Raw genomic sequence first — 23,104 nt, 5'->3', positions numbered from 1 at the left:
GTGGTCAGCGGAGGGGAGCGGCGGAAACCGCGGCGGTGGTGCGGGCCGCACGGGCGGCATCGTCGTCGGCGTCGGCGATACCGCCGCCCCAGACATCGCCGGGGCAATGGATGAGGCCGTCGCGATAGACCACCGCGCGCAGGCGATCGCCGGCGAGGAAGGTCGGGCCGTCCAGATCGATCACGTCGCAGCGTTGGCCCAGCACGAAGGCGGGCGCGGCCGCCCAACTGGTGCCGAGCATGTTGCCGACCATCAGCTTCATGCCCAGCGCGCGCGCGCGGGCCACGATCAGCAGCGCTTCGGTGAGGCCGCCGCATTTGTCCAGCTTGAGGTTGAGCACATCGAAGCGGCCGTGGAGCGCCTCGACGTCGTCCAGCCCCTGCAGGCTTTCGTCGGCGGCGACGTCGATCGGGCAGTCCAGCCGATCCATGTCGGCTTCGCGTCCGCGCGCGAAGGGTTGTTCGAGCAGCATCACCCGGTGATCGGACAAGGCCGCGATCAGCGGTTCGATGCGGTCCAGGGTGTAGGCCTGATTGGCATCGACGGCGAGATCGACGTCCGGGCGCGCGCGGCGCGCGGCCGCGACGCGTTCGATGTCGGCTTCGACCTCGCCGTCGAGTTTGAGCTTGAGCAAGCGCGCCTGCGCATGGGCGCGCGCGCCGGCGGCGACGATGTCCGGATCGTCCGCGCCTAGGGTGAAAGCGGTGACGAGCGGGCGCGCGCGCGTCAGGCCGGCCAGTTCCCACACCGGACGGCGTTCGCGTTGCGATTGCAGTTCCCACAACGCGCAATCGATCGCGTTGCGCGCGCCGCCCGGCGGCAACAGGCCGCGCAGTTGCAGGCGATCGATGCCCGCTTCGATCGGCTCGCGGCACGATTCCAAGGTGGCGAGCATCGAGGTCGGTTCGTCGCCGAGGTAATACACACCGCAGGCTTCGCCGCGGCCGTAGTGACCGGGTTCGCTGAGGATCGCGGTCAGCGCCGGCATCGCTTCGAAACAGTAGCCGGCGATGCGGAAGGGCGCCTTCAGCGGCAACGGTTCGATCGCGAGCGACAACTGCAGTCGGGCGGGTCGGGTCATTGCGCTCTCGCCGGTGGAGAACCGGACGCCGCATCGTGCGGCGCGGGAGTTCTGGGTGGCCTTGCGGTGCGTCCGCGCTACCAGCCCCTGCGCGGTCGTCGATAAGCTTCAGGAAAGTGTCCGAAACATGTTTTCATAATCAGAAAATTAATTTTCATTAGAGTCAAGTTCGGCCAGCCGACGGCCATCCAGGACGGTGGAAAGGCGGAAAACGCCCACGATGTGATGCTGCACTGCAGCATGTTGGGCGCGCAGAGTGCGCGAATCGACACGGCCGCCCGGAGCTGGCGGCCAAGCGATCACGACCACGCCGACGGCGGCCGGCCCATTGCGGAGCCGCACTGGCGTATCGGCGAGGCCGGGAGTTCCACGCGTCGCTGCCCTGGTGCGGTAGGGCGTTTCCGCCGTTGCCGTTCGAGCCGGAATCCGATGAAGAATCGATCCCGCCAGTGTTGCGAAAATGGCCGGACACCGACGGCGGCGTCTGAATCGACCACGCCGCGCCGTAGCGCGGCTTTGCGGGAATTTCAGACAGGGGCGTATGCAAGACAACCCGACGACGGGCTCAGGCGATCGTCTCGAATGGACGAGCCGAACGACCGCTGCACCGGCTACGGATCGAGTTGCCGCGGTTGATGCCGCGGTACTCGGCGATGGACAATCTGTCGTTGTGGAAAGCGCTTATCAAGCGACTCTCCTCAAGCACGACGACGAATCCGGACTGGCGAACTGGTGAGCGCATGAGCGAGGCTTTGTCCCGGTTGCTGGATCGATTGGGCCAGGACCCGGATCTGGAACGATCGGAGCGCTTGCGCGATCGGATCCAGGCGCTGGACCGTCTGGAGCGTTTGGGCGATTACCTGCCCGATACGCCATCGAGCGAGCGATTGCGCGAACACCTCGCCGAAACGGCAACGCGCCTGGACGCCGCCAACGAGCGGCTGTATCGCGACCTGCGCGCGCAGATCCGCCTTGGCGATTTCAGCGGTGTGCGCGCATGGCTGTCGGCGGACGGCGCCGCCGCCGCGCAGGGCGAGGCCTACGACCATCTCGATGCCTTGCTCGGCGGCGTGCTGCAGTTGAGCGAACCCGACGGCGAGGTCGCGCCGCCGCGACCGGAGATGGTGTTCTACCAACCTACGCCGGCGCGCCATATCGTCGATCTGATCGGCCGGCTCGCGTTGAGACAAGCCGATGTGTTGATCGACCTGGGCTCCGGACTCGGCCATGTACCCTTGCTGGTCGGGCTGTGCACGCCCGCGCGCTGCATCGGCGTGGAACTGGAGCCGGCGTATGTGGCCAGCGCGCGGCGCAGCGCCGATGATCTGGGGTTGCGCAAGGTGAGTTTCGTACAAGGCGATGCGCGCGCCGCCGATCTGTCGCAAGCCACGGTGTTCTATCTGTACACGCCGTTTACCGGCGGCGTGATGGCGCAGATGCTCGAACGCATCCGCGCTCAGGCGCGCAGCCGCGATATCCGCGTGTGCAGCCTGGGACCGTGCACTCAGGTGTTGGCCAGGCAATCGTGGTTGCGCAGCGGCGAGACGGCGCTGCGCGGCGATCGGATCGCGGTGTTCCAGACGATCGCTTAAGCGCCTGCGTGCCAGGACGCGGCGGCATCATTCGCCGCGGCGCGGACGGGAGAGGCCAGCGCCGCTGCCATCAGCAGCGCGACTGCGATCCAGCAGCCGACCTCGCGCAGCGAACGTCGACGCCGTTTCAATCGCTCCGGGTCGCGTCCGGCCAGCTTGAGCCGGCACAGCAGATCGAGCCGGCTGCAATCGCGGCCCGGTGGGTGATCCAGGGTCTGCGCCGCGTCGGTCCGGTGGCCGTTGAGCATCCGGTCCGCGTCGTGCGCGTCGTAGTCGTTACGAAACAGCTCCATGTCGTTCTCCCGCCGTCCTGCCGGTCGGTCCTTGCATGACCTAGACAACGCGGGCGATTACAGGGGGCGGACATTGCAGAGATGAAACATTCGGGCCTGCGCGGCGGATGCTGAACGTCGGCACGCGGCCAGGGCGGCCAGCGCCGTCAGGCGAGGCCGGCCGTCCTGCCGCGAGATACGCGCGCGGCGGCCCACGGCGACATCACGCGGACGTGGGTTTGCAGTCCGGCCCCGTCGTCTGGTCCTTGTCGCTCACGCAGACGTCGAATCCCGGCGCGATGTCGATGATCTCGCGCGCGCCGCCGGCCTCCAGATCGAAGCGCTCGAACGGCCGGCCCACGCAGACGGTCCGCGATGCGGCCGCGGCGCTCGCCTTGGCGGCGCAGTCGGAGCGGAACAAGGCGTAGTGGCAATGGCCGCTGCGGCTGGCGCGGCATTCGAACTTGGCGATCTGTTCGCTGACCCGGACCCGGCTGTCGATGACGTCGACGCCATCGACGTTGGCGCGGTGAACGATCGTGGTCCCGCCTACGTCGCAACCGAGCAGGGCGCACAGGTAGTACAGCAGGGCCATCATGTTACGCATGTCCGACTCCTTGGTCTGCTTGAATGAGCTTGGTGCTGAGCCCGTCGCGCGCGATGGCCGCGACGACGCGCAGGCGATACCGGGCCTGGCCGCGCCGGGATGCGGCGCGGCTGAGCGTCGTGTTCGAGTTGTCGCGCCGGCTGTCGGCGTCGTGGAATCAGACGTGCCCGACAGCGCGGTTGTGACCCGATCGCGGCCGTCCCGCGGCCGGTGCCGGGACGGTTACATCGTCTTGAACAAGGCCATGAACGGCTGGCTGACGGTCAGCGTTTCGGGCCGGTTGCGCAGGCGTACCGTGCCCTTGCCGCTGTCGTCGCGGACGATGCCCGCGATGGCCTTGAGGTTGACGATGGTGGAACGGTGGATCTGCTTGAAGCGCGCGCCGTCGAGTACATCGAGCAATTCGCGGATCGGTTTGCGCAACAAGGCTTCGCCCTCGGCGGTGACGACCGTGGTGTATTTGTTGTCGGCGCGGAAGTAGGCGACGTCGTCGACCAGGATCAGCCGGGTTTCGCGCCCGGCGCTGGCGGTGATCCAGGTCAGCGCGGGTTTCTCCTCGCGCTTGGCCTGGCTCGCGGCCAGACGCTGAGCCAGATCGGTCAGCGCGTCGCGTTCGTCCTGGCCGGCGCTGCGCCGCGCTTGCAGTCGCTGCATGGTGATCGCCAGGCGCTCGGGAGTGACCGGCTTGAGCAGATAGTCGATCGCGCCATGTTCGAAGGCATCGATGGCGTGCTGGTCGTAAGCGGTCACGAACACGATCTGGGTATGCGGGCTGACCTCGGGAATCGCCGCCGCCAAGTCCAGGCCGGTCAGGCCGGGCATGCGGATATCGAGGAAGGCGACGTCGGGACGGTGTTCGGCCAGCGCTTCGAGTGCGTCGGCGCCGTCCTCGCATTCGGCGACGATGCGCAACTGCGGCCAGCCCGCCTGCAGCGCCTCGATCAAGGCCTGGCGCAGCAGCGTTTCGTCTTCGGCGACCAGGGCGGTCAACGCCGGCGCGATGGCGGGGGAATCAGACACGGGAACTCTCCGGGCTCGGCGGCGCCGGCACGACGATGGTGGCGGCGATGCCGTTGGGGAAGTTGGCGACGATGGATAACTGCGCGCGAGGGCCGTAGACCAGTTGCAAGCGCTCGCGCACGTTGCGCAGGCCGATGCCGGTGCCGGCATTCAAGGCATTGAAGCCCAGGCCGTCGTCGGCGACGGTGACGGCGACCGAATCTTGCTCGCGCCGCGCCAGGATCCACACCGTGCCGCCGCCGGGCTTGGGCTCCAGGCCGTGTTTGATCGCGTTCTCCACCAGGGTCTGCAGGATCATCGGCGGCAGCTCGATCCCGCGCAGGTCTTCGGGCACCTCCAGTTGCAAGGCCAGGCGCGTGCCCATGCGCAGCTTGAGGATCTCCAGATAAGCGCGCGAGCGGTCCAACTCATCGCCCAGCGTGGACAGCGCATCCTCGGTGCGCGGCAACGAGCGGCGCAGGAACTCGATCAGATGGCCGAGCATCTCGTCGGCGAGCGGCGGATCGTTGCGGGTGAGGTATTGCGCGCTGGCCAGGGTGTTGTAGAGAAAGTGCGGTTCGACCTGAGCGTGCAGCAGGCTCAGCTTGGCCACCGCCAGTTCCTTTTCGGTCGCGGTGCGCGCGGCGTCGGCGCGTTCGTTGCGGTGGCGTTCGGCGATGCGGCGGTTGATCGCGCGGACGATGCCCTCGGCGTTTTCCAGGTTGGCGCCGTGATCGACCCGGAACCAATCGCTCCAGGCGCCGGTTTCCGGCTCGCAGATCAGGGTGATGCGGCTGGTGTCGCCGTCGGGCGCGACGGTGGCGAGGATCTGATTGCGGGTCGCGCTCATCCACCAGTGGTGAAGATTGTTCGGCCCGAACGGGTTGGGGTTGCCGGCATCCGGATTGTCGAGCTTGGCGCGCACCTGCAGGCTGTCGCGCGCGCTCTCCACTTGCTGGGTGCGCGGCAGTTCGCGAATCGCCGCATCGAGCAGGTGGAAGGTTTCGTCCGCATCCAGCGGTACTTCGATCTGGCGCCGTTGGCGGTTGGCGATGGTGCTGGCGTCGACGCGTCCAGCGATCAGGCGCACTCGGCGCAGGTGGGCGAAGGCGGTGATGGCCACTACGATCGACACGATCGTCGCCACCATGAACAGCGCGCCGGTGTCCTGGTTGCGCACGACCGGAATCGCCGAGGCGATCAGGGCGAGCACGACGAACAGGCCGAACCATGCGGCGGCGAGGCGGGCGACGAAGAACAGGCTGCGGATCACGGGGCGTCCGATAGGGTGTCGGCGGATGAAGGCCAGAATAGAACGCCGCGGCCGAAGTGGAAGAGGGCGCGCGACGAAGCCGGGACCGGCGGCGACGAAACGGCGCCGGCGCGGAGCGAAGCCGGGCCGTGGGAGGCCCCGCGCCGGGGGCGACCGGTCCGGGGGTACGAAAGCGCGTTATCGGCGGGCGGGTTCAGCCGGCCGCGTCGGCCTTCTTCGAGCGCTTCATCCGGTACATCGCCTGATCGGCCTTCTCCAGCAACTCGGTCAATTCTTCGCCGTCGTCGGGATAGATCGCGCAGCCGATGCTCGCGTCGAGCGCGATCGGGCGCTGTTCGAACTCGAAGGCGAAGCGCAGCGACTGCGCCAGACGCGCGGCCTGCGCGGCGACGCCTTCGCGGTGTTCGATGCGCGGCAGGATCACCGCGAACTCGTCGCCGCCGACCCGCGCCACCGTGTCGCCGGCGCGCGCGAGCTGCTTCATGCGTTCGGCGAACTCGCGGATGGCCGCGTCGCCGGCGCGATGGCCGAGTTGATCGTTGACCGGCTTGAGCCCGTCCATATCGAGGTTGAGGATGCCGATGCGGCGCGATTCGCGATGCGCCTGGGCCAGGTTGTGGCGCAGGCGATCGTAGAACAGCGCGCGGTTGGGCAGGCCGGTCAAGGCATCGTGGGTGGCCTGATAGAACAACTCGTTGGTTTCGTACTTGGCCGCGTGGTACATGGCCGCGGCGATCAGGCCCGACATCAGGTCGAGCAAATGCAGATATTCGTCATCGAACGCCGACGGCTCGCGCGCCATCACCTTGAGCACGCCGACCACCGAGTCGTGATGCTTGAGCGGGACCACGATCATCGATCGCAGGCCGACCGCTCGGCAGGCTTGCAGATCGACCCGCGGATCGGTTTCCGAATCGTCGCAGCGCAGCGGCTGGCCGGCGGCGACGCAATGGCCCGACAGGCTGGCCTCGCGGCGCAGACGCATGCCCAGGCTGGATTCGGCGATGCCCGATGCGGCGCGATAGACCATGTCCTCGCCCTCGGCCAGCTCGACCACCGCGCCGACCGCGCCGGTGAGCTCTTGCGCGCGGTTGGCGACCAGGCCCATCACACCGCCCAGATCCAGGCCGAGCTTGGCGATCTCGGTCTGGGTCTGGATGACTTTCAGCAGACGCTCGGAGAACGCCTGCGTTTGCGGTTCCTGCAGGTTCATTGCGATCACCCCCCCGGCGATGGCGGGATTATATCGTCCACAACGCTCATGGCCTGCTGGTCTGGGGCCGCATTCAGGCGGGGTGGCGGACCGCGCCGCTCAGGCGGGCCAGTAGGCTTCGCAGGGTCGCGCGTGGATGGTGTTGTCGAAATGCCGGCACCGGTGCGCGCGCCTGCTCGATGGTCTCGGCATCGACCGATTAAGACTGTGCTCCAGGGTGCGGGTGACGTCTTGTCGGTGGCCGCGCACGGCGACTAAGCTGCGCGACGCGCATCACCACGCGATCGGCGGGCAGAGCGCCCACGGAGGGCTGGAGCATGTCGCCTGCTTCGACGGATCATTCCGCATTGGATATCGACCTGCCGTCGCACGTCACCCGATCGGGTGCGGCATGCGTTGATGCAGCGGGGCCTTCCCGAGGAAGACGCGGATCTGGCCTGGGACCGCACTCACGGCGGCAGCCAAAGATGACGGATATGCAATGAAGTTGTGGAAGAAAATAGCGATCGCCGTGGTGGCCCTTGCCGGCATCTCGTTTCTGGTGCCGGATTTCCAGGAAGAATCCTGGAGCCGCGATGAGGAGATCGTCGCGCTCAAGTTGAACCGGTCCGGCGACCGCTTGTTGTTGCGGACCCAGCGGTACGATTTCGAATTCGTTCTGCCTGCCAACCGCCTGAACGATCTGCCGCCGGTGGTGTCGCAGTCGCAGCCTCATACGACGGTGGATCTGAAAAGCATCGATCTGGGCGAGGTCCGCGTCGACTCCGCGGGCGCGGCGAGCGCGTCGCTGGCGGTCAATATCGGCGGCTATGATGTGACCGCTCCGAAAACCGAAAGCGTCCTGCCGCAGGAGGGGCGGCGCGCCTTGGCCGATCTCGGATTTATCCCATCGAACGGAATCGTCAGTGGCAACTTCGAGCCGTCGCTGTATATGGCCTGGCAGGCCGATCTGAAGGGTCGTCGGTATCCGGCGAACAGTCGCGGTGAATATCAGGGCGTTGACCTCACGCCGTGGCCGTGGGGTACGAACGCGACAATCGTCGACGTCATCGACGATGGGACGCTGGCGCGCAACCGCGTGCTCAACACCTTGCTGCGTCCTCTGACGACCGTGCGCAACGGGATCATCATGGTGGTGGGCGTGTTGCTTATACTCGTCACCGGCTTCAGACCTGGAGCCTGAGTCCGGTGCGGTGCACGGAACGCCGACCGGCTGACGAGGAAAAGAAAAAGGCCCCGCGAGTGCGGGGCCTTTTTTACAGCGGTCGCGAAGCGCGTCGCGAGGTTCAGGCCTCGACTTCTTCCCTGTATGCATCGATCGGAATGCAAGCGCACATCACGTTCTTGTCGCCATACACGTTGTCCACCCGCGACACCGGCGGCCAGTACTTCTGCAGCTTCAGCGAGGGCAGCGGGAAGGCGGCCAGTTCGCGCGGGTAGGCGTGGGTCCATTCGCTCGCGGTGACTTGCGTCGCGGTGTGCGGGGCGTGCTTCAAGGGATTGTCTTCGCGATCCAGGCGGCCGTCCTCGACCGCGCGGATTTCGTCGCGGATCTGGATCATCGCGTCGATGAAGCGGTCCAGTTCGTGCTGCGATTCGCTCTCGGTCGGTTCGACCATCAAGGTGCCGGCGACCGGGAAGCTCAGGGTCGGAGCGTGGAAGCCGAAGTCGATCAGGCGCTTGGCCACGTCCTCGGCGCTGATGCCGGTGGCGTCCTTGATCGGGCGCAGGTCGAGGATGCACTCGTGCGCGACCAGACCGTTGCGGCCGGTGTAGAGCGTTTCGTAATGCGATTCCAGACGCTTGGCGATGTAGTTGGCGTTGAGCAGGGCGACCTGGGTGGCCTTGCGCAGGCCCTGGGTGCCCATCAGGGTGATGTACATCCACGAGATCGGCAGGATGCTCGCCGAGCCGAAGCTCGCCGCGCTGACCATTCCGACCACGCCTTCGCCATCGACCGTCTTCGGCAGGAACGGCGCGAGGTGCGACTTGACCGCGCAGGGGCCGACGCCGGGGCCGCCGCCGCCGTGCGGGATGCAGAAGGTCTTGTGCAGGTTGAGGTGCGAGACGTCCGAGCCCCACTTGCCGGGCTTGGCCACGCCGACCAGGGCGTTCATGTTGGCGCCGTCGGTATACACCTGGCCGCCGTGCTTGTGGATGATCTCGCAGATCTCGACGACTTCTTCCTCGAACACGCCGTGCGTGGACGGGTAGGTCATCATGATTGCGGCCAGACGGTCGCTGTACTTCTCGGCATTGCGGCGGATGTCATCGACATCGACGTTGCCGTTGCTGTCGGTCTTGGTGACCACCACGGTCATGCCGCACATCTGCGCCGAGGCCGGGTTGGTGCCGTGCGCCGAATCCGGGATCAGGCAGATGTCGCGATGGCTTTCGCCGCGCGAGTGGTGATACGCGCGGATCGCCAGCAGGCCGGCGTACTCGCCCTGCGCGCCGGAGTTGGGCTGCAGGCTGACCGAGTCGTAGCCGGTGCACTCGACCAGCATCGCTTCGAGTTCGTCGATCAGCTGCTTGTAGCCGGTGGTCTGCACGGCCGGGGCGAGCGGATGGATGTTGCCGAACTCCGGCCAGGTGACCGGGATCATCTCGGCGGTGGCGTTGAGCTTCATCGTGCAGCTGCCCAGCGGGATCATGGTGCGATCCATCGCCAGATCCTTGTCGGCCAGCGAGCGCATGTAGCGCAGCAGCTCGTGTTCGCTGTGGTGGGTGTTGAACACCGGGTGCTGCAGGAACGAGGACTGACGCACCAGCGAAGCCGGAATCGCATCGGCGGTGGATTTATCCAGCGCATCGATATCGAGCGCGGCGCCGAACAGGCCGGCCAGCGCGATCAGGTCTTCTCGGTTGACGGTTTCGTCCAGGCTCAGGCCCAGGCGGCTCGCATCGATGGGACGCAGGTTGATGCCGGCCACGCTCGCCTTGGCGTGCAGCGCATCGGCATCGACGCCGCTGATGTGCAAGGTGTCGAAGAAACCGTCGGCGACGGTGACGCCGGCCTTGCGCAGCGCGGCGGCGAGGATCGCGGCTTGGCGGTGGACGCGGCGGGCGATGCGGGTCAGGCCGTCGGGGCCGTGGTAGACCGCGTACATGCTCGCCATCACCGCCAGCAGCACCTGCGCGGTGCAGATGTTGGAGGTGGCCTTCTCGCGGCGGATGTGCTGCTCGCGGGTCTGCAGGGTCAGGCGGTAAGCCGGCTTGCCGTCGGTGTCGACCGACACGCCGATCAGGCGGCCGGGCATCGAGCGCTTGTACGCATCGCGGCAGGCCATGAAGCCGGCGTGCGGGCCGCCGAAGCCGAACGGCACGCCGAAGCGCTGGGTGTTGCCGACCACGATGTCGGCGCCGAATTCGCCCGGCGCCTTGAGCAGGGTCAGCGCGAGCAGGTCGCTGGCGACCGCGACGATGCCGCCGCGCGCATGCACCGCGTCGGACACGGCCTGGTAGTCGTGCACGCCGCCGAAGGTGTCGGGGTATTGCAGCAGCGCGCCGTAGGCGTCGACCGTGGCCGCTTCGGCGTCGTCGCCGATTTGTAACTCGATCTCCAGCGGCTCGGCGCGGGTGCGCAGCACTTCCAGGGTCTGCGGGTGAATGTTCTTGGAGACGAAGAACACGTTCGACTTCGACTTGGCCGAACGCTTGGCCAGGGTCATCGCTTCGGCGGCGGCGGTGCCTTCGTCGAGCAAGGATGCGTTGGCGATCTCCATCCCGGTCAGGTCGGCGACCATGGTCTGGAAATTGATCAGCGCTTCCATGCGGCCCTGCGAAATCTCGGCCTGGTACGGCGTGTAGGCCGTGTACCACGCCGGGTTCTCCAGGATGTTGCGCAGGATGACGTTCGGGGTGTGGGTGCCGTAGTAACCGCGGCCGATGAAGCTGCGGAAGACTTTGTTCTGGGTGGCGATGGCGCGGATCTTGGCCAGCGCCTCGACTTCGCTGATCGCGGCCGGCAGGGCCAGCGGCTGGGTCGATTTGATCGAGCCCGGGACGATGGCGTTGGTCAGCGCTTCGAGTGAGTCGTAGCCGACCTTGCCCAGCATGTGGCCGATCTCGGCGTCGTTGGGGCCGATGTGGCGCTCGATGAAGGCGTCGTGGTGCTCGAGATCGCGCAGGGATACGTTGGTCATGGGCAGGGGGCGTCCTAAGGCGACGTGCGGTGCCGCACGCGAGGCGCCCCTCTGTCCTTTTGCCTGAGAGTTTAAAAGCGTGCTGCGGTCAGGCAGCTAGGGGAGGGGTTGGCCGCTGGGGCCGCTCCTGTCCGCGCTCGCTTCGTGCCCCTTCGGCGCCGGTTCCGCCCGATTTTGCCAGGACGGGCGGTCTCTCCAGAGTTTTGTACACGCGGCGGTATAGAGCCTGAGCGATTACGGGCGTTGCGCCTTCGGCAGCGGGCCGGGCCTTGGGACCGGGACCGCTTCTCCCACCGCGTGTTTCAAGGCGGCGATTATAGCCGTTTCGACCCGGTAAGGGCGGCGCCGGCTGAATCCGCGACCGCCCCCGCCCCTGTAGGAGCGGCGCGAGCCGCGACCGCGAAACCACGCATACGACGCGACCGGCCGCTCCGCGGTCGCGGCTCGCGCCGCTCCTACAGGGGCGGCCCAGGCTATAGCGCAGCGGGAGGACAGATCGAAACAAATCCGCCATCCATGCGGCGAACTGCACGGGAGTATGCTGTCGCCCCTGTTCATGCAAGGAGGTCCGGCCATGAGCGCGCGACCGTTCCAATTGCTGCAACTCGATCATGTGGTCCTGCGCGTGCGCGACATCGCGGCGATGATCGTTTTCTACTGCGAGGTGCTCGGCTGCACCGTCGAGCGGCGCCAGGACGCGATCGGTTTGGTGCAGCTGCGCGCCGGTCAGTCGCTGATCGACCTGGTCGACGTCGAAGGCAAGCTCGGCCGCAACGGCGGCGCTGCGCCGGGTTCGGAAGGCCACAACATGGACCACCTGTGCCTGCGCGCGGAACCGTTCGATCGCGAGGCCGTCGTCGCCCACTTGCAAGCCCACGGCGTGCGCCTGAGCGAGTTCGGTTCGCGCTACGGGGCTGAAGGCGAGGGCCCCTCGCAATATCTGTTCGATCCGGAAGGCAATCTCGTCGAGCTCAAAGGCCCGCCGGACTCGCCGCCGGTCGCCTCCCATTCCCCTCAAGCAGCGAGCTGATGAGCGATACCGCCGCAATCCCCGCGAAGAGTTCCTTGTCGTTGCGCCGGTTGGCCCTGTTGCTCGGCGGCCTGGCGATGTTCGGGCCGTTTTCCATCGACACCATCTTCCCGGCGTTTCCGGCGATGGGCGCCGAGCTCGGCGCGGACAAGCTGGAGATGCAGCAGACCATCAGCGTGTACCTGGTGGCGTATGCGCTGATGAGCGTGGTGCATGGGCCGCTGTCGGATGCGATCGGGCGGCGGCGGGTGATCATCGGTGGGTTGGCGGTGTTTACGTTGGCTTCGGTGGCTTGTGCGTTGTCCGAAGAACTGCCTACTTTGCTTTTCTTTCGCGCGGTACAAGGGCTGTCGGCGGGGGTTGGCCTGATCGTCGGGCGCGCGGTGATCCGCGACGTGCTGCACGGCGACGATGCGCAGCGGCTGATGAGCCAGGTGATGATGATCTTCGGCATCGCCCCGGCGATCGCGCCGATCATCGGCGGCTGGATCCTGGGCTGGGCGCACTGGCCGGCGATCTTCTGGTTCCTGGTCGGTTTCTCGGTGCTGTTGCTGGCCGCGGTGATCTTCATGCTGCCCGAAACCCATCCGCCGCAGGCGCGGTTGGCGCTCAAGCCCAAGCGGCTGCTGCGCGATTACGTCGCGATCTTCCTCAACCCGCGCTTCCAGCGCCTGACCGCGGCGGGCGCGTTCAACTTCGGTGCGTTGTTTCTCTACATCGCCTCGGCGCCGGCGTTCGTGCTCGACATCCTCAAGCTCAACGAACGCGAGTTCGCCTGGTTCTTCGTGCCGACCATCGGCGGCATGGTGCTGGGCTCGTTCGTGTCCGGGCGCGCGGCCGGCAAGGTCAGCGGCGACCGCCTGGTCAACTTCGGTTTCGCGTTCTGCGCGCTCGCCCTGGCGATCAACCTGGGCTACAACCTGTGGACCGATGCGCCGCAGGTGCCGTGGGCGGTCGTCCCGATGTGCGTCGGCGCGTTCGGCATCGCCCTGGTGTTTCCGATCGTGACCTTGTCGATCCTGGACATGTACCCGCATCAGCGCGGCTCGGCCTCGTCGTTGCAGGCGTTCTCCGGCCTGGTGGTCAACGCGGTGCTGGCCGGGGTGATCTCGCCCTTGCTCAGCGACAGCGCGCTGCATCTGGCGATCGCCGCCTCGGTGCTGACCGCCGTGGCCTGGGGCTTCTGGCGCTGGGAGGCGTCGGTGTCCAAGACCGCCTGCGCGCGGCTGCCCGAGAACGCGGTCGTCGTCGAACCGCAGGATTCGTTGTAACCCCTGTAGGAGCGGCGCGAGCCGCGACCGCGGGGTCGCCGGTCGCGTCGTAAGCGCGATGTCGTGGTCGCGGCTTGCGCCGCTCCTACGGTCGCAAACGAAGATTCGGCCAAGTCTGGCAAGTCCACCAAGGTCGCGGAGGACTAAGCTGGCTGGGCGGCGCGCAAGGCGCCGCACGGCAGCCAGGTTGCGTCGACGCGCCCCAGCCATGTGCATCCGCTCTTGTTGAGGAGCCGCTCATGGCGCAGGGTATTTCGTTTCGTTTGTTCGACGTGTCGGTGCGCGAGCGCATCGAGTTGAGTCCGTCGATGGTGCGGTTCGTGTTCGCGGCCGACGCTCTTGATCAGGCGCGCAGTTTCGGTCCCGATCAGCGCATCAAGATCTTCTTCCCCAACGCCGCCGGCGAGCTGGCCGTGCCGCGCGGCGAGGACTGGTATGCGCGATACCGCAATCAAAGCGAGGTTTCGCGCGCGCCGATGCGGACCTACACGGTGCGCGCGCTGCGTTGCGAGCAAGGCGAGATGGACGTGGATTTCGCCGCGCACGGCGATGCCGGCCCGGCCTCGCGCTGGGCCTCGCGTGCGCGGCCGGGCGATCGGGTGGTGCTGCTGGCGCCGCACGCCGACGAGGCCGACTCGGGCGGCGTGGAATGGAACCCGCCGCGGGACGCGCGCGAGGTATTGCTGATCGCGGACGAAACCGCGTTGCCGGCGGTGGCCGGCATTCTCGAATCGCTGACCCGGTTGCCGCGTCCGCCCAAGGTGCGCGCCTACATCGAGGTGCCGTTGGGCGCCGACGTGATCGAGCTGGTGGGTCCGGACGATATGCAGATCGTCTGGCTGCCGCGCGCGGCGCACGCATTCGCCGAGTCGGCCGATTATGGCCAGCGCCTGATCGACGCGATCCGCGCGGCGCGCTTGCAGCCGCCTGCCAACGACGACGATAACGATGACGGCGCCGAGCGGCCGCTGAGCGAGGTCGATATCGACCGCGAAATCCTCTGGGAACAAGCCGCGGCGACCGCGTCGAGTTTCTATGCCTGGATCGCCGGCGAGGCCGGCGCGGTGATGGCGATCCGCCGCCATCTGGTCGGCGAGCGCGGCTTCGCCAAATCGGCGATCAGCTTCATGGGGTATTGGCGCAAGGGCCGAGTGTTGGAGTGAGGTGGATCGTTGGCCGGAGAAAAGGGCGGGCTGCCATGTAGTACGCAATCCGACGCGAAAGCTTTACTTGCGGTGTGGCGATTGCGGAGCAAGAGCAAATCCCCCTGACCCCCTTTTTCAAAGGGGGGAAGCGCTGGTGGGTTTCTAAGGGGCGGGTTTCAAAGGGCGGAGCGTTGGGCGCGATGCGATCGGCTCAGATCAAACCCGGATCGGTGATCCCGTGCTCGCCGGTTTCCAGGCGTCCGCCGAGGCGGCGGTAGTACTCCGGATCGTTGGCGTCGGTGATCACGAAGTCGTACCACTGTTGGCTTTCGTCGAGCCGGATCGCGCGATAGCGCACCGCGCCCGCGCCCAGCCGCTCCAGCCGCGACTCGTACAGCCCGTACTGGTCGGCGACGTCGAGCCGCAGCGGTTTGCGGTTGGGATTGCGCAGCGCCAGGATCAGCTTGCGGCGACGCAGGCGCAGGTCGGGCATCGTGGTCACGGTCGGGTTGACGCCGTTCAACGATCCGCGGAACTCGCGGAAGAAACCGTTCGGCGCGAACACCTGCAAGGCGTAGGCGCGCGCGCCGTCGGTGTTCAAGCTCCAGTCGCCGTGCAGCGACTTGCCCGGCTCGACCGTGTAGCGGCGCGGAATCGCGTTCGGGTCGAGCAGGTCGTAGACATGGAATACCGCCGCGACCCGGCCGGTGTTGGCGAAGCTCAGCCGCAGCCGGCGCGCGTCGCGGTCGACGCGTTCGCCGACCTGCAGGTCGTAGGGCAGGGCGCGCGAGGGCTTGATGCCGCGTTCCTGTTGCGGCGCGCCGGACACCGCCGGTGGCTTCGGCGCGGGCAGGCGGCTTTGCTCGGCGACGATGCGATCGGCGTCGCCGGTATCGGGCAGGTTGGGGATCGGCTCGTGATTGGGATCGAAGAAATTGAACGCGGTGGTCAGATCGCCGCAGACCGCGCGACGCCACGCGCTGATGTTGGGTTCGACCACGCCGAAGCGTTTTTCCAGGAAACGGATCACCGAGGTGTGGTCGAACACCTGCGAATTGATCCAGCCGCCGCGGCTCCACGGCGAGATCGCGTACATCGGCACGCGCGGGCCCAGGCCATAGGGACGGTCGTAGTAGATCGTCGGATCGCTGGAGCTGCCGTGCGAGGGACCGCTGCGCGCGAAGTGGTGCTCGCCGCGCAGCTCCACGGTGGAGCCGCCGATCGGATTGCGCTGCGCGTCCAGCGACGGCGGCGCGGGCGGCGGCACGTGGTCGAAGAAGCCGTCGTTCTCGTCGAAGTTGACGATCAGCACCGTGCTGGCCCAGACCGCCGGATCGGCGGTGAGCGCTTCGAGCACACGCGCGGTGTAGTCCGCGCCCCAGATCGGCGCCGACGGACCGGGATGCTCGGAGTACTTGGCCGGCGCGACCAGCCACGACACTTGCGGCAACTGGCCGCTGCGCACGTCGGCGGCCAGGTCTTCCAGGGTCCAGGTTTTGAGCGCTTTCTCGGCCAGCGCCGAACCCGGCGCGGCCGCGCGGAACTGACGGAAACCTTCCAGCGGATTGTCTGAGAAGTTGTCGTCCATGTCCTGGTACAGCTTCCAACTCACGCCGGCGCGTTCCAGCCGCTCGGGGTAGGTGGTCCAGAAATAGCCTTCGCTGGCCGGGCCGCCGTCGTCGAAGGTGTTGACGATGGCCGGGCCGCCGCGATCGGCGGCCGGGTTGTTGGTGCCGGTCCACAGGAACAGGCGATTGGGATTGGTGCCGGTCTGCTGCGAGCAGTGATAGGCGTCGCACAGGGTGAACGCGTTGGCCAACGCGTACTGGAACGGGATGTCGGCCTGGCGGTAATGGCCGAGCGAGCGCTCGGTCTTGGCCGGCAGCCACTTGTCCATCAGGCCGTTATTCCAGGCGGCCTGGGCGTCGGGCCAGGTGTGCGGCGTACCGCCGATGCGCTGTGCGCTCGTGGTCTTGGTATCGATGTGGTACGGCTGGATCTCGCGGCCTTGGGTGGTGGTCTGCTGCCACACCGGCTTGCCGCTGGGCAGCGGAATCGGGAAGCGATCGCCGAACCCGCGCACGCCGCGCATCGCGCCGAAGTAATGGTCGAACGAGCGGTTCTCCTGCATCAGGATCACCACGTGCTTGACGTCGCGGATGGTGCCGGTGACGCGCGCGGCGGGAATGGCCAGGGCCTTCTGGATCGCGGGCGGGAACAGGTTCAGGGCGAGGCCGGCGGCGGTGGCGCCGGCGGCGCCGCGCAGGAAGTTGCGGCGCTGGGAGTCGTGTTGGTCGGTCATGGGATCCGGGCGAGAATTCCGCTCGAAAGCGGTGGCTGGGGGGAAGCGGTGGGCGACCGCACCGGCAGCGTGCTGCGCGCAGATGGCATTGCCGTGACCGCTTACCGACTGGTGCGCAGACTTGTGCGCTGACGCGCGGAAGCTTGCGATCAGCGTCGCAGCCGCAGGATCAGATGAACAGGCAGACCGGCGACGACCAGCACCGCGCCCCAGATCAGCGCCTCGGCGCCGATACCCGCCAGCGCGTAAAGACTGAACGCGAGGGCGAAGCCGGCGACGATGCGGCTGCGTCCTTTGCCGCGCAACAGCCAGGCCGCGCTGCCGGCGACGTAGGGCAGCAAGGTGGCCGCGGTCGAGAGCAGGATCGAGAACACGAACACCTGCACCAGCGAGCGGCTGAAGTTGGCCAGCACCAGCATCGAGGCGAGCGTGCTGCCGATCAGCACGCCGAGCCAGGGCGTGCCGCGCCGGTCGAGGCGGGCGAACCATTGCGGAAACACCCGGTCGCGCGCAGCCGCCAGCGGCAACTGCCCCGACAGCAAGGTCCAGCCGTTGAGCGCGCCCAGGCACGACACCGCCGAGACCGCGGCCAGCGCCAGTCCCGCATTGGATCCCCACAGCATCGCGGCGGCGTCGGCCATCGGCGATTGCGATTGCCGCAAACTGTCGATCGGCAACAGACCTACCACCACGGTGCAGGCCAGCACGGTCGCGATGCCGGCCAGCAAGGTTCCGAACACGGTCGCGCGCGGCACGTTGCGTTCCGGGTTTTCGATCGAGCCCGCCGGCACGGTCGCGGCTTCCAGGCCGAGCAGCGCCCACAAGGTCAGCGCCGCGGTCGCGTGCGCGGCCTGCGCCAACGATTGCCCGCTGGGATTGAACGGCCGGAACGCGCGCGCCGGCTCCAGCCACCACAACGCGATCGCGCCGAACAGCAGCAGCGGCAGCAGCTTCAAGGTGGTGGCGACGATCTGCACGCGTCCGGCTTCGCGCACGCCCAGCAGATTGATCGCGGTGCACAGCCACAACGCGCCCAGCGCGCAGGCCGCCGCGCGCGCGGGCGTGGCGGTCAGCGCCGGCAGCAGCGCGCCGAGGCTGCCGGCGAAGGCGATCGCGATGGCCGCGTTGGCGCACCAGATCGAAATCCAGTAACTCCACGCCACGATGAAGCCGATCGTGTCGCCGAACGCGCGATACGCATAGGTGTAAGGACCGCCGCTGTGCGGCCAGCGCATGGCCATGCGCGCGAAGGTGAAAGCCAGCAGCAGCGCGCCGCACAAGGTGATCGCCCAGCCGATCAGGCTGGTGCCGCCGTAGGGCGCCAGCGCCGCCGGCAGCAGGAACACGCCGCTGCCGATCATGTTGCCGATCACGAGCGCGATCGCCGCCCACAGGCCGAGCGGCGGCCGCGCGCGAACGCTGGAGGAGGATGCCGGTGCCGGTGCGTCTTGCTCGAAGCCGCCGGCGTTCAAGGCCTCAGTCCCGTGCCGCGGCAAACGCCGCGCGATAGGCTTCGCGCAACAGTTCCTGGAAATGATGCACGGCGTTCTCGCGCAGCGGGTTCAGGCGGCCGGCGGCGTAAGAACCCGAAGCGAGCCCGCGCTGCACGTCTTCGCAGATGGTCAGATCTTCCAACTGCACCTCATCGCTGAAGGCCAGATCGGCCTCGCGCCTTGCCCGCGCTTCGCCCGACTCGTCGGGGGTGTAGTAGAAATCGAACTCGACCCGGCAGCGGTCCGCGCCGAGCGGCACCACGCGATTGGTCTGCAGGCGGCCGGGCAGGATGTTGAGCATGGTGTTGGGCCACATCCAGTAGTACAGCGCGTCGCCGCTGCCGTACAAACCGTCGCCGCTTTCCAGCGGGCTCCACTGATAGGAGTACCAGCGCGCGGTTTCGGTGATGTAGCTGCGGTAATCCAGCAGGCGGTTGAGGCCGGGATGGATGTGCGGGACGTGATAGCCCTCCAGGTAGTTGTCGATGTAGACCTTCCAGTTGCAGGCCACGTTGTAACCGACCCGGTGGTGGTGGCCGTAACCGGGCAGATCGCGGGCCTCGCCGATGCGTTCGGCGATGCCTGCGACAAATTCGTCGAAGGCCAGCGTCGTATCGATGGAGGCGGCGAATACCAGTCCTTGCCACACGTGAACCAGCAATTGCGGCAGACGGATGTCGGTTGGATTGAAATCCGGGGCGTGATTCATTTCCGGCGCCGAACGCAGCACGCCGTCCAGGCTGTAGGTCCAGCCGTGGTAGCGGCAGCGCAGCGAGCGCGCGGCCAGGCCGTCGCAACTGGCGATTGGTCCGGCGCGATGGCGGCAGACGTTGTGGAACACCCGAATCTCGCCGTCGCCGCCGCGCACCGCGATCACCGGCAGTCCGGCGAAGTCGGCGACCACGTGATCGCCGGCATCGCGCAGCTGGCACAGGTGGGCGAGCAATTGCCAGCCGCGATCGAAAACCGCCGCGCGGTCCAGCGCGGCCATGCCGGGCTCGACGTAATAGCGCGCGGGCAGGGCGGTGGCGTGGCTCAGCGGTTGCGGCGCGAGATCGGCGCGCTCGGGCCGGAGGCTGGACATGACGCTGGCGGCGGGCTCGGTCATGGCCGAAGTATCCGCCGTGGCCGGGGCCGGCGCAAAGCCGCCGCCGTGGGCCGTTACGGCCGCCGATCCGCTTCCCCCGGGCCCGTGGGTGGCTATACTCGGGCCATATCCAAAGCAAGGGAATGCCATGAATCAATCCGCCATCCCCGACGTCGCCCTGGTCGACAACACCGAACAGCGCACGCCGTTGGTCCTGGTGCTGGACTGCTCAGGCAGCATGATGGGCGCGCCGATCCAGCAGTTGAACGAAGGTCTGAAGCTGTTGGAGACCGAGCTCAAGGGCGATGTGATCGCGGCCAAGCGCGTGCGCGTGCTGGTCGTGCGCTACGGCGGTTTCGACCATGCCGAAGTGGTCGGCGACTGGTGCGACGCGATGGACTTCAGCGCGCCGGTGCTCGAAGCCGACGGCACCACGCCGACCGGCCGCGCGATCGATCTGGCCCTGGTCGAGGTCGAGAACGAAAAGCAGCGCTTCAAGGCCGCCGGCATCGCCTACACCCGGCCGTGGCTGTTCCTGATGTCCGACGGCGTGCCCACCGATGCCTGGCAGGCTGCGGCCAATCGCGCGCGCGAAGCCGAGGGCGCCAACAAGGTGGCGATCTTCCCGATCGCGGTCGGCGAAAGCGCCGACGATGCGATCATGGGCCAGTTCAGCGGCAAGGGTCCCGGCGGCGTGAAGCGTCTGCACGGTTTGCAGTTCCGCGAGCTGTTCCTGTGGCTCAGCGCGAGCATGCAGGTGGTCTCGCAGTCGCGGCCGGGCGGGCAGGCGCAGTTGCCGTCCACCGACACCTGGTCGGCGGTACCGACCTGAGCGCCGGGGTCGCGGGCATGAGCTGGCGAATCTACGCGGCATCGGCGACCGGAACCTCCCACCTCGACAAAGGCATTCCCTGCCAGGACGCCTGCGCCTTCCACGCGCACGGCGAGGCGCTGGTGGCGGTGGTCTGCGACGGTGCGGGTTCGGCTTCTCGCAGCGATGTGGGTTCGCGTCTGGTCGCCGACACGGTGGCGCGCCGCTTGGGCGAGCGTTTCGAACGCGAGCCCGATTGGCTGGACGGCGACCGCGATGCGTTCTTCGTCGTCGCCGCGCAAGCAGTGGAGGCCGCGCGCGAGGCGTTGATCGAAACCGCCGCGGCGGACTCGGCCCCGCTGTCGAGTTACGCCGCCACCCTGGTCGGCTACGCGGGCGACGCGCGCGCCGGCTGGTTCTTCCATATCGGCGACGGCATCGGCGTGGCCGAACCGGCGTGCGAGGACGCCGGGGAAACCGCCGCCGCGCCGGTGGTGTCATTGCCGGCCAACGGCGAGTACGCCAACGAAACCTATTTCGTCACCGGCGATGCCTGGCGCGAGCAACTGCGGGTGTTGCCGGTGCCCGCGCCGGTGGCGCGGCTGGCGCTGATGTCCGACGGCGCCATGCCGTTCGCGATGCAGAAGAACAACGCCGGCCTGTTCCAGCCGTTCTTCGAACCGGTGACGCGCTATCTGGCCTCGGTCGATGAGCAGCAGGGCAGCCGGGCCTTATTGGGCACGCTCGAGGATCCGCGCACGCATGGCATCACCTCCGACGACAAGACCTTGCTGATCGCGCTGCGGGGCTGAGTCCGGCGATGAGCAGTCCCAGCACCGGCAGCAGCATCCAGATCGGCTCGCGCCGCAGCCGGCTCGGGCCGTTGATCAAGAGCGGCGGTGCCGGCAGCGTCTATCTGCTGCCGGACGATTCCGACAGCGTGGCCAAGATCTATCACGCGCGCGTCGATCCGCCGAGCTACACCGACCGCATCGAGGCGATGCTGCAACTGCGCCCGCATCTGCCCGATCAGATGGAAAGCGGCAAGCGCTACGTGCAGATCGCCTGGCCCGACGCGGTGGTGCGCGACGGCCACGGACGCTTCATCGGCTTCACCATGCCGGCGCTGGACGTGGACTCCACTTCGGAAGTCGAACAGGTGCTGCAGGAGCGCCAGGCGCGCGCCGCAGGTTTGCCGGTGGGGCTGGGCCACAAGGTCACGCTGGCGGCCAATCTGGCTTCGGTGCTGGCGGCGCTGCATGCGCAGCATCATTACGTGGTCGATCTCAAGCCGGTGAACCTGCGCTTCTACCGCGCTTCGTTGTACATCGCCTTGCTCGATTGCGACGGCTTCAGCATCCAGGGCCGCGGCCGGCGTTTCCACGCGCCGCAGTACACGCCCGATTATCTGGCGCCGGAATACCAGATCCGCGCGCTCGACGAGGCCGGCGAGGAAACCCAGGATCGCTTCGCGCTGGCGGTGGTGATCTTCCAACTGCTGAACTTCGGTATTCATCCCTACAGCGGCAGGCCCGCGCACGATCGCGTGCCGACCGACGTGCCTGGACGCATCCGCGAACGTTGCTACGCGTATTCGCGGGACGGCAATCCGGCGATGCAGCCCAACCCGGTCAGCGCGCACGCGATGATGCCGCAGCGATTGCGCGAGCTGTTCGACCGCGCCTTCGGCGACGCGCCGGCGGCGCGGCCGAGTTCGAGCGAATGGGGCGATGCGCTGCGCGCATATGCGCAGCCCTCGCGCGGGCTGATCGTGGTGTGCGGAAAGAATCGCGAGCATCAGCACTACGCAGGCCAGGCCTGCGCCTCGTGCGTGCGCCACGAACTGTTGACTCGCACCGCGCGCAACGCCAAGCCGCGGCCGAAAGCGACGCCCCAGCCGATGGGTTGGACCGCCGGGGCGCGCGCCGCGGCCGCGCGCGGCGGCCGTCCGGGTTACCTGCCGACGGCGCCGCCGCCGCCCATGCCGGTGCAAATGCCGATGCCGACTCAGGCGCAGACGCCCGCGCCGTACGGCGCGCCGCCGGCGTATTCGTCGTATGCGCCGGTGCCCACGCGCATGTCGCGTTTCGCCAGCCGCATGCGCGTGCTCATGGCTTTGCTGTTGCCGCTGGCGTTCGCTTTCATCGCGCAATTCATCCAGGGTTATTACGCCAGCCTGCGCCGCGCCGCCAGCACCCCGTTGGACGGCTGGATGAATTCGATGCTGCTGACCTTTCTCGGGATCGGCTTCGTCGTCGGCTGTTACCTCTTCGTGTTGACCTTGCCGCGGATGTTGAAAAACCGATGAGCTGGCGCGGACGTCCACCTCGATGGCAACGCATGCCGGTAACCACGCGGTTCGTGTTGTTGAAGCTGCTGGTGCTCGGATTCTTCGTCGTGCTGGTGTTGGCGCCGATCACCGCCTGGGTGATGTCGCTGCCGATGTGGGCGATGGACGTGCTGGGTTATCTGTTGTCTTCGCCGTATCACACCGAAGCCGAGCGCTGGTTCCGCGCGGGATTGGTGGTGGCCGGCGTGCCCAGCCTGATCGCGGTGGCCTGGCGCGCGCGCGAGGATCGCGATTTCGACATGGGCGTGATGACCGCGGTGGCCGCGCTGATCGTGCTGGTGGTGTTGATCGCGCATTACCGCTGGGCCGAGAACCGCCGTGGCGAAGGCGAGAAGGCCGTCTCGGCGCTGCAAGTCGAATCGCGCGCGGCGATGCAGGCGCAGGATTCTTAGGCAGTTATGGCTTTAGCGGAAGAAGTTGCTGTGGGAAGACT

The 23,104-nt window shown here is 67.5% G+C and carries 19 protein-coding genes and 1 riboswitch; of the genes, 9 read left to right on the top strand and 10 right to left on the bottom strand.

The features are described 5' to 3' along the window. Nucleotides 1-4: 4 nt before the first annotated feature. The gene (locus ACTOWJ_RS02080; protein ID WP_441332912.1) at nucleotides 5-1,081 is read right to left on the bottom strand and encodes a dipeptide epimerase; all 1,077 of its coding nucleotides are present in this window, start codon (nucleotides 1,079-1,081) and stop codon (nucleotides 5-7) included. Nucleotides 1,082-1,821: 740 nt separating this feature from the next. Here ACTOWJ_RS02080 and ACTOWJ_RS02075 point away from each other — a divergent pair. Further along, nucleotides 1,822-2,673: a hypothetical protein gene (locus tag ACTOWJ_RS02075; RefSeq protein ID WP_441332911.1), complete on the top strand. Its 852-nt coding sequence runs from the start codon at nucleotides 1,822-1,824 to the stop codon at nucleotides 2,671-2,673. Here the strand turns inward: ACTOWJ_RS02075 and ACTOWJ_RS02070 are convergent. The 5 genes from ACTOWJ_RS02070 to ACTOWJ_RS02050 all read right to left on the bottom strand — a co-directional run bounded on the left by ACTOWJ_RS02070 (nucleotide 2,670) and on the right by ACTOWJ_RS02050 (nucleotide 7,037). Further along, nucleotides 2,670-2,966 (bottom strand): hypothetical protein, encoded by a 297-nt coding sequence (locus tag ACTOWJ_RS02070; RefSeq protein ID WP_441332910.1) that lies wholly within the window; start codon nucleotides 2,964-2,966, stop codon nucleotides 2,670-2,672. The genes ACTOWJ_RS02075 and ACTOWJ_RS02070 overlap by 4 nt on opposite strands. Nucleotides 2,967-3,168: 202 nt before the next feature. Then, a complete protein-coding gene (locus ACTOWJ_RS02065; RefSeq protein WP_441332909.1) occupies nucleotides 3,169-3,552 on the bottom strand; it encodes a hypothetical protein in 384 nt (127 codons plus the stop codon). 222 nt (nucleotides 3,553-3,774) lie between these two features. Further along, the gene (locus ACTOWJ_RS02060) at nucleotides 3,775-4,572 is read right to left on the bottom strand and encodes a LytR/AlgR family response regulator transcription factor (protein ID WP_441332908.1); all 798 of its coding nucleotides are present in this window, start codon (nucleotides 4,570-4,572) and stop codon (nucleotides 3,775-3,777) included. Further along, a complete protein-coding gene (locus tag ACTOWJ_RS02055; protein ID WP_441332907.1) occupies nucleotides 4,565-5,824 on the bottom strand; it encodes a sensor histidine kinase in 1,260 nt (419 codons plus the stop codon). The genes ACTOWJ_RS02060 and ACTOWJ_RS02055 overlap by 8 nt, the downstream gene beginning before the upstream one ends. Before the next feature lie 193 nt (nucleotides 5,825-6,017). Then, nucleotides 6,018-7,037 carry a diguanylate cyclase domain-containing protein gene (locus ACTOWJ_RS02050; protein ID WP_441332906.1) on the bottom strand — a complete coding sequence of 340 codons (1,020 nt, stop codon included), beginning with the start codon at nucleotides 7,035-7,037 and terminating at the stop codon, nucleotides 6,018-6,020. A 481-nt stretch (nucleotides 7,038-7,518) separates the two neighbouring features. Here ACTOWJ_RS02050 and ACTOWJ_RS02045 point away from each other — a divergent pair, with 481 nt between their 5' ends. Continuing rightward, the gene (locus ACTOWJ_RS02045) at nucleotides 7,519-8,220 is read left to right on the top strand and encodes a hypothetical protein (RefSeq protein WP_441332905.1); all 702 of its coding nucleotides are present in this window, start codon (nucleotides 7,519-7,521) and stop codon (nucleotides 8,218-8,220) included. Nucleotides 8,221-8,323: 103 nt separating this feature from the next. Here the strand turns inward: ACTOWJ_RS02045 and gcvP are convergent, their stop codons facing one another. Continuing rightward, the gene (gcvP, locus tag ACTOWJ_RS02040; RefSeq protein WP_441332904.1) at nucleotides 8,324-11,182 is read right to left on the bottom strand and encodes an aminomethyl-transferring glycine dehydrogenase; all 2,859 of its coding nucleotides are present in this window, start codon (nucleotides 11,180-11,182) and stop codon (nucleotides 8,324-8,326) included. A gap of 205 nt (nucleotides 11,183-11,387) precedes the next feature. Next, nucleotides 11,388-11,485, bottom strand: a riboswitch (glycine riboswitch). A gap of 271 nt (nucleotides 11,486-11,756) precedes the next feature. Between gcvP and ACTOWJ_RS02035 the strand changes: the two genes are divergently transcribed. The 3 genes from ACTOWJ_RS02035 (at nucleotide 11,757) to ACTOWJ_RS02025 (ending at nucleotide 14,646) form a co-directional block, all read left to right on the top strand. Further along, nucleotides 11,757-12,212: a VOC family protein gene (locus tag ACTOWJ_RS02035; RefSeq protein ID WP_441332903.1), complete on the top strand. Its 456-nt coding sequence runs from the start codon at nucleotides 11,757-11,759 to the stop codon at nucleotides 12,210-12,212. Next, on the top strand, nucleotides 12,212-13,483 hold the full coding sequence (locus ACTOWJ_RS02030) for a multidrug effflux MFS transporter (protein ID WP_441332902.1): 1,272 nt from the start codon (nucleotides 12,212-12,214) through the stop codon (nucleotides 13,481-13,483). Before ACTOWJ_RS02035 ends, ACTOWJ_RS02030 begins: the two co-directional genes overlap by 1 nt. 239 nt (nucleotides 13,484-13,722) lie before the next feature. Beyond that, nucleotides 13,723-14,646 (top strand): siderophore-interacting protein, encoded by a 924-nt coding sequence (locus ACTOWJ_RS02025; RefSeq protein WP_441332901.1) that lies wholly within the window; start codon nucleotides 13,723-13,725, stop codon nucleotides 14,644-14,646. Between the two features lie 193 nt (nucleotides 14,647-14,839). On the opposite strand, the gene ACTOWJ_RS02020 is transcribed toward ACTOWJ_RS02025, so the two are convergent. The 3 genes from ACTOWJ_RS02020 to ACTOWJ_RS02010 form a co-directional block, all read right to left on the bottom strand. Further along, nucleotides 14,840-16,930 (bottom strand): phosphocholine-specific phospholipase C, encoded by a 2,091-nt coding sequence (locus tag ACTOWJ_RS02020; protein ID WP_441332900.1) that lies wholly within the window; start codon nucleotides 16,928-16,930, stop codon nucleotides 14,840-14,842. Between the two features lie 149 nt (nucleotides 16,931-17,079). Continuing rightward, nucleotides 17,080-18,402, bottom strand: coding sequence for an amino acid permease (locus ACTOWJ_RS02015; protein WP_441332899.1), 1,323 nt, complete (start codon nucleotides 18,400-18,402; stop codon nucleotides 17,080-17,082). Between the two features lie 4 nt (nucleotides 18,403-18,406). After that, nucleotides 18,407-19,531, bottom strand: a complete 1,125-nt coding sequence (locus tag ACTOWJ_RS02010; RefSeq protein ID WP_441332898.1) for an aromatic ring-hydroxylating oxygenase subunit alpha — start codon at nucleotides 19,529-19,531, stop codon at nucleotides 18,407-18,409. A 127-nt stretch (nucleotides 19,532-19,658) separates the two neighbouring features. Between ACTOWJ_RS02010 and ACTOWJ_RS02005 the strand changes: the two genes are divergently transcribed. Genes ACTOWJ_RS02005 through ACTOWJ_RS01990 form a run of 4 tightly spaced genes read left to right on the top strand, consistent with a single transcriptional unit; the run spans nucleotide 19,659 to nucleotide 23,063 of the window. Then, complete coding sequence (locus ACTOWJ_RS02005) at nucleotides 19,659-20,342, top strand: vWA domain-containing protein (protein WP_441332897.1); 684 nt, start codon at nucleotides 19,659-19,661, stop codon at nucleotides 20,340-20,342. 17 nt (nucleotides 20,343-20,359) lie between these two features. After that, nucleotides 20,360-21,133, top strand: coding sequence for a PP2C family serine/threonine-protein phosphatase (locus ACTOWJ_RS02000; RefSeq protein WP_441332896.1), 774 nt, complete (start codon nucleotides 20,360-20,362; stop codon nucleotides 21,131-21,133). Between the two features lie 8 nt (nucleotides 21,134-21,141). Then, complete coding sequence (locus ACTOWJ_RS01995) at nucleotides 21,142-22,629, top strand: hypothetical protein (protein WP_441332895.1); 1,488 nt, start codon at nucleotides 21,142-21,144, stop codon at nucleotides 22,627-22,629. Between the two features lie 32 nt (nucleotides 22,630-22,661). After that, the gene (locus tag ACTOWJ_RS01990; protein WP_441332894.1) at nucleotides 22,662-23,063 is read left to right on the top strand and encodes a hypothetical protein; all 402 of its coding nucleotides are present in this window, start codon (nucleotides 22,662-22,664) and stop codon (nucleotides 23,061-23,063) included. The last annotated feature ends 41 nt before the right edge of the window (nucleotides 23,064-23,104 follow it).

The sequence above is a fragment of the Lysobacter sp. CA199 genome (assembly GCF_052078715.1).
Taxonomy (GTDB): Bacteria; Pseudomonadota; Gammaproteobacteria; order Xanthomonadales; family Xanthomonadaceae; genus Lysobacter.
This window is presented reverse-complemented; position numbering and strand designations above follow the sequence as displayed.

Bases quoted from the DNA above. Each gene is read 5' to 3' on its own strand.
- ACTOWJ_RS02020 (WP_441332900.1), bottom strand. From the start codon at position 16,930: ATGACCGACCAACACGACTCCCAGCGCCGCAACTTCCTGCGCGGCGCC.
- ACTOWJ_RS02030 (WP_441332902.1), top strand. From the start codon at position 12,212: ATGAGCGATACCGCCGCAATCCCCGCGAAGAGTTCCTTGTCGTTGCGC.
- ACTOWJ_RS02065 (WP_441332909.1), bottom strand. From the start codon at position 3,552: ATGCGTAACATGATGGCCCTGCTGTACTACCTGTGCGCCCTGCTCGGT.
- ACTOWJ_RS02005 (WP_441332897.1), top strand. From the start codon at position 19,659: ATGAATCAATCCGCCATCCCCGACGTCGCCCTGGTCGACAACACCGAA.
- ACTOWJ_RS01990 (WP_441332894.1), top strand. From the start codon at position 22,662: ATGCCGGTAACCACGCGGTTCGTGTTGTTGAAGCTGCTGGTGCTCGGA.
- ACTOWJ_RS02045 (WP_441332905.1), top strand. From the start codon at position 7,519: ATGAAGTTGTGGAAGAAAATAGCGATCGCCGTGGTGGCCCTTGCCGGC.
- ACTOWJ_RS02075 (WP_441332911.1), top strand. From the start codon at position 1,822: ATGAGCGAGGCTTTGTCCCGGTTGCTGGATCGATTGGGCCAGGACCCG.
- ACTOWJ_RS02070 (WP_441332910.1), bottom strand. From the start codon at position 2,966: ATGGAGCTGTTTCGTAACGACTACGACGCGCACGACGCGGACCGGATG.
- ACTOWJ_RS01995 (WP_441332895.1), top strand. From the start codon at position 21,142: ATGAGCAGTCCCAGCACCGGCAGCAGCATCCAGATCGGCTCGCGCCGC.
- ACTOWJ_RS02000 (WP_441332896.1), top strand. From the start codon at position 20,360: ATGAGCTGGCGAATCTACGCGGCATCGGCGACCGGAACCTCCCACCTC.
- ACTOWJ_RS02080 (WP_441332912.1), bottom strand. From the start codon at position 1,081: ATGACCCGACCCGCCCGACTGCAGTTGTCGCTCGCGATCGAACCGTTG.
- ACTOWJ_RS02010 (WP_441332898.1), bottom strand. From the start codon at position 19,531: ATGACCGAGCCCGCCGCCAGCGTCATGTCCAGCCTCCGGCCCGAGCGC.
- ACTOWJ_RS02050 (WP_441332906.1), bottom strand. From the start codon at position 7,037: ATGAACCTGCAGGAACCGCAAACGCAGGCGTTCTCCGAGCGTCTGCTG.
- ACTOWJ_RS02025 (WP_441332901.1), top strand. From the start codon at position 13,723: ATGGCGCAGGGTATTTCGTTTCGTTTGTTCGACGTGTCGGTGCGCGAG.
- gcvP (WP_441332904.1), bottom strand. From the start codon at position 11,182: ATGACCAACGTATCCCTGCGCGATCTCGAGCACCACGACGCCTTCATC.
- ACTOWJ_RS02035 (WP_441332903.1), top strand. From the start codon at position 11,757: ATGAGCGCGCGACCGTTCCAATTGCTGCAACTCGATCATGTGGTCCTG.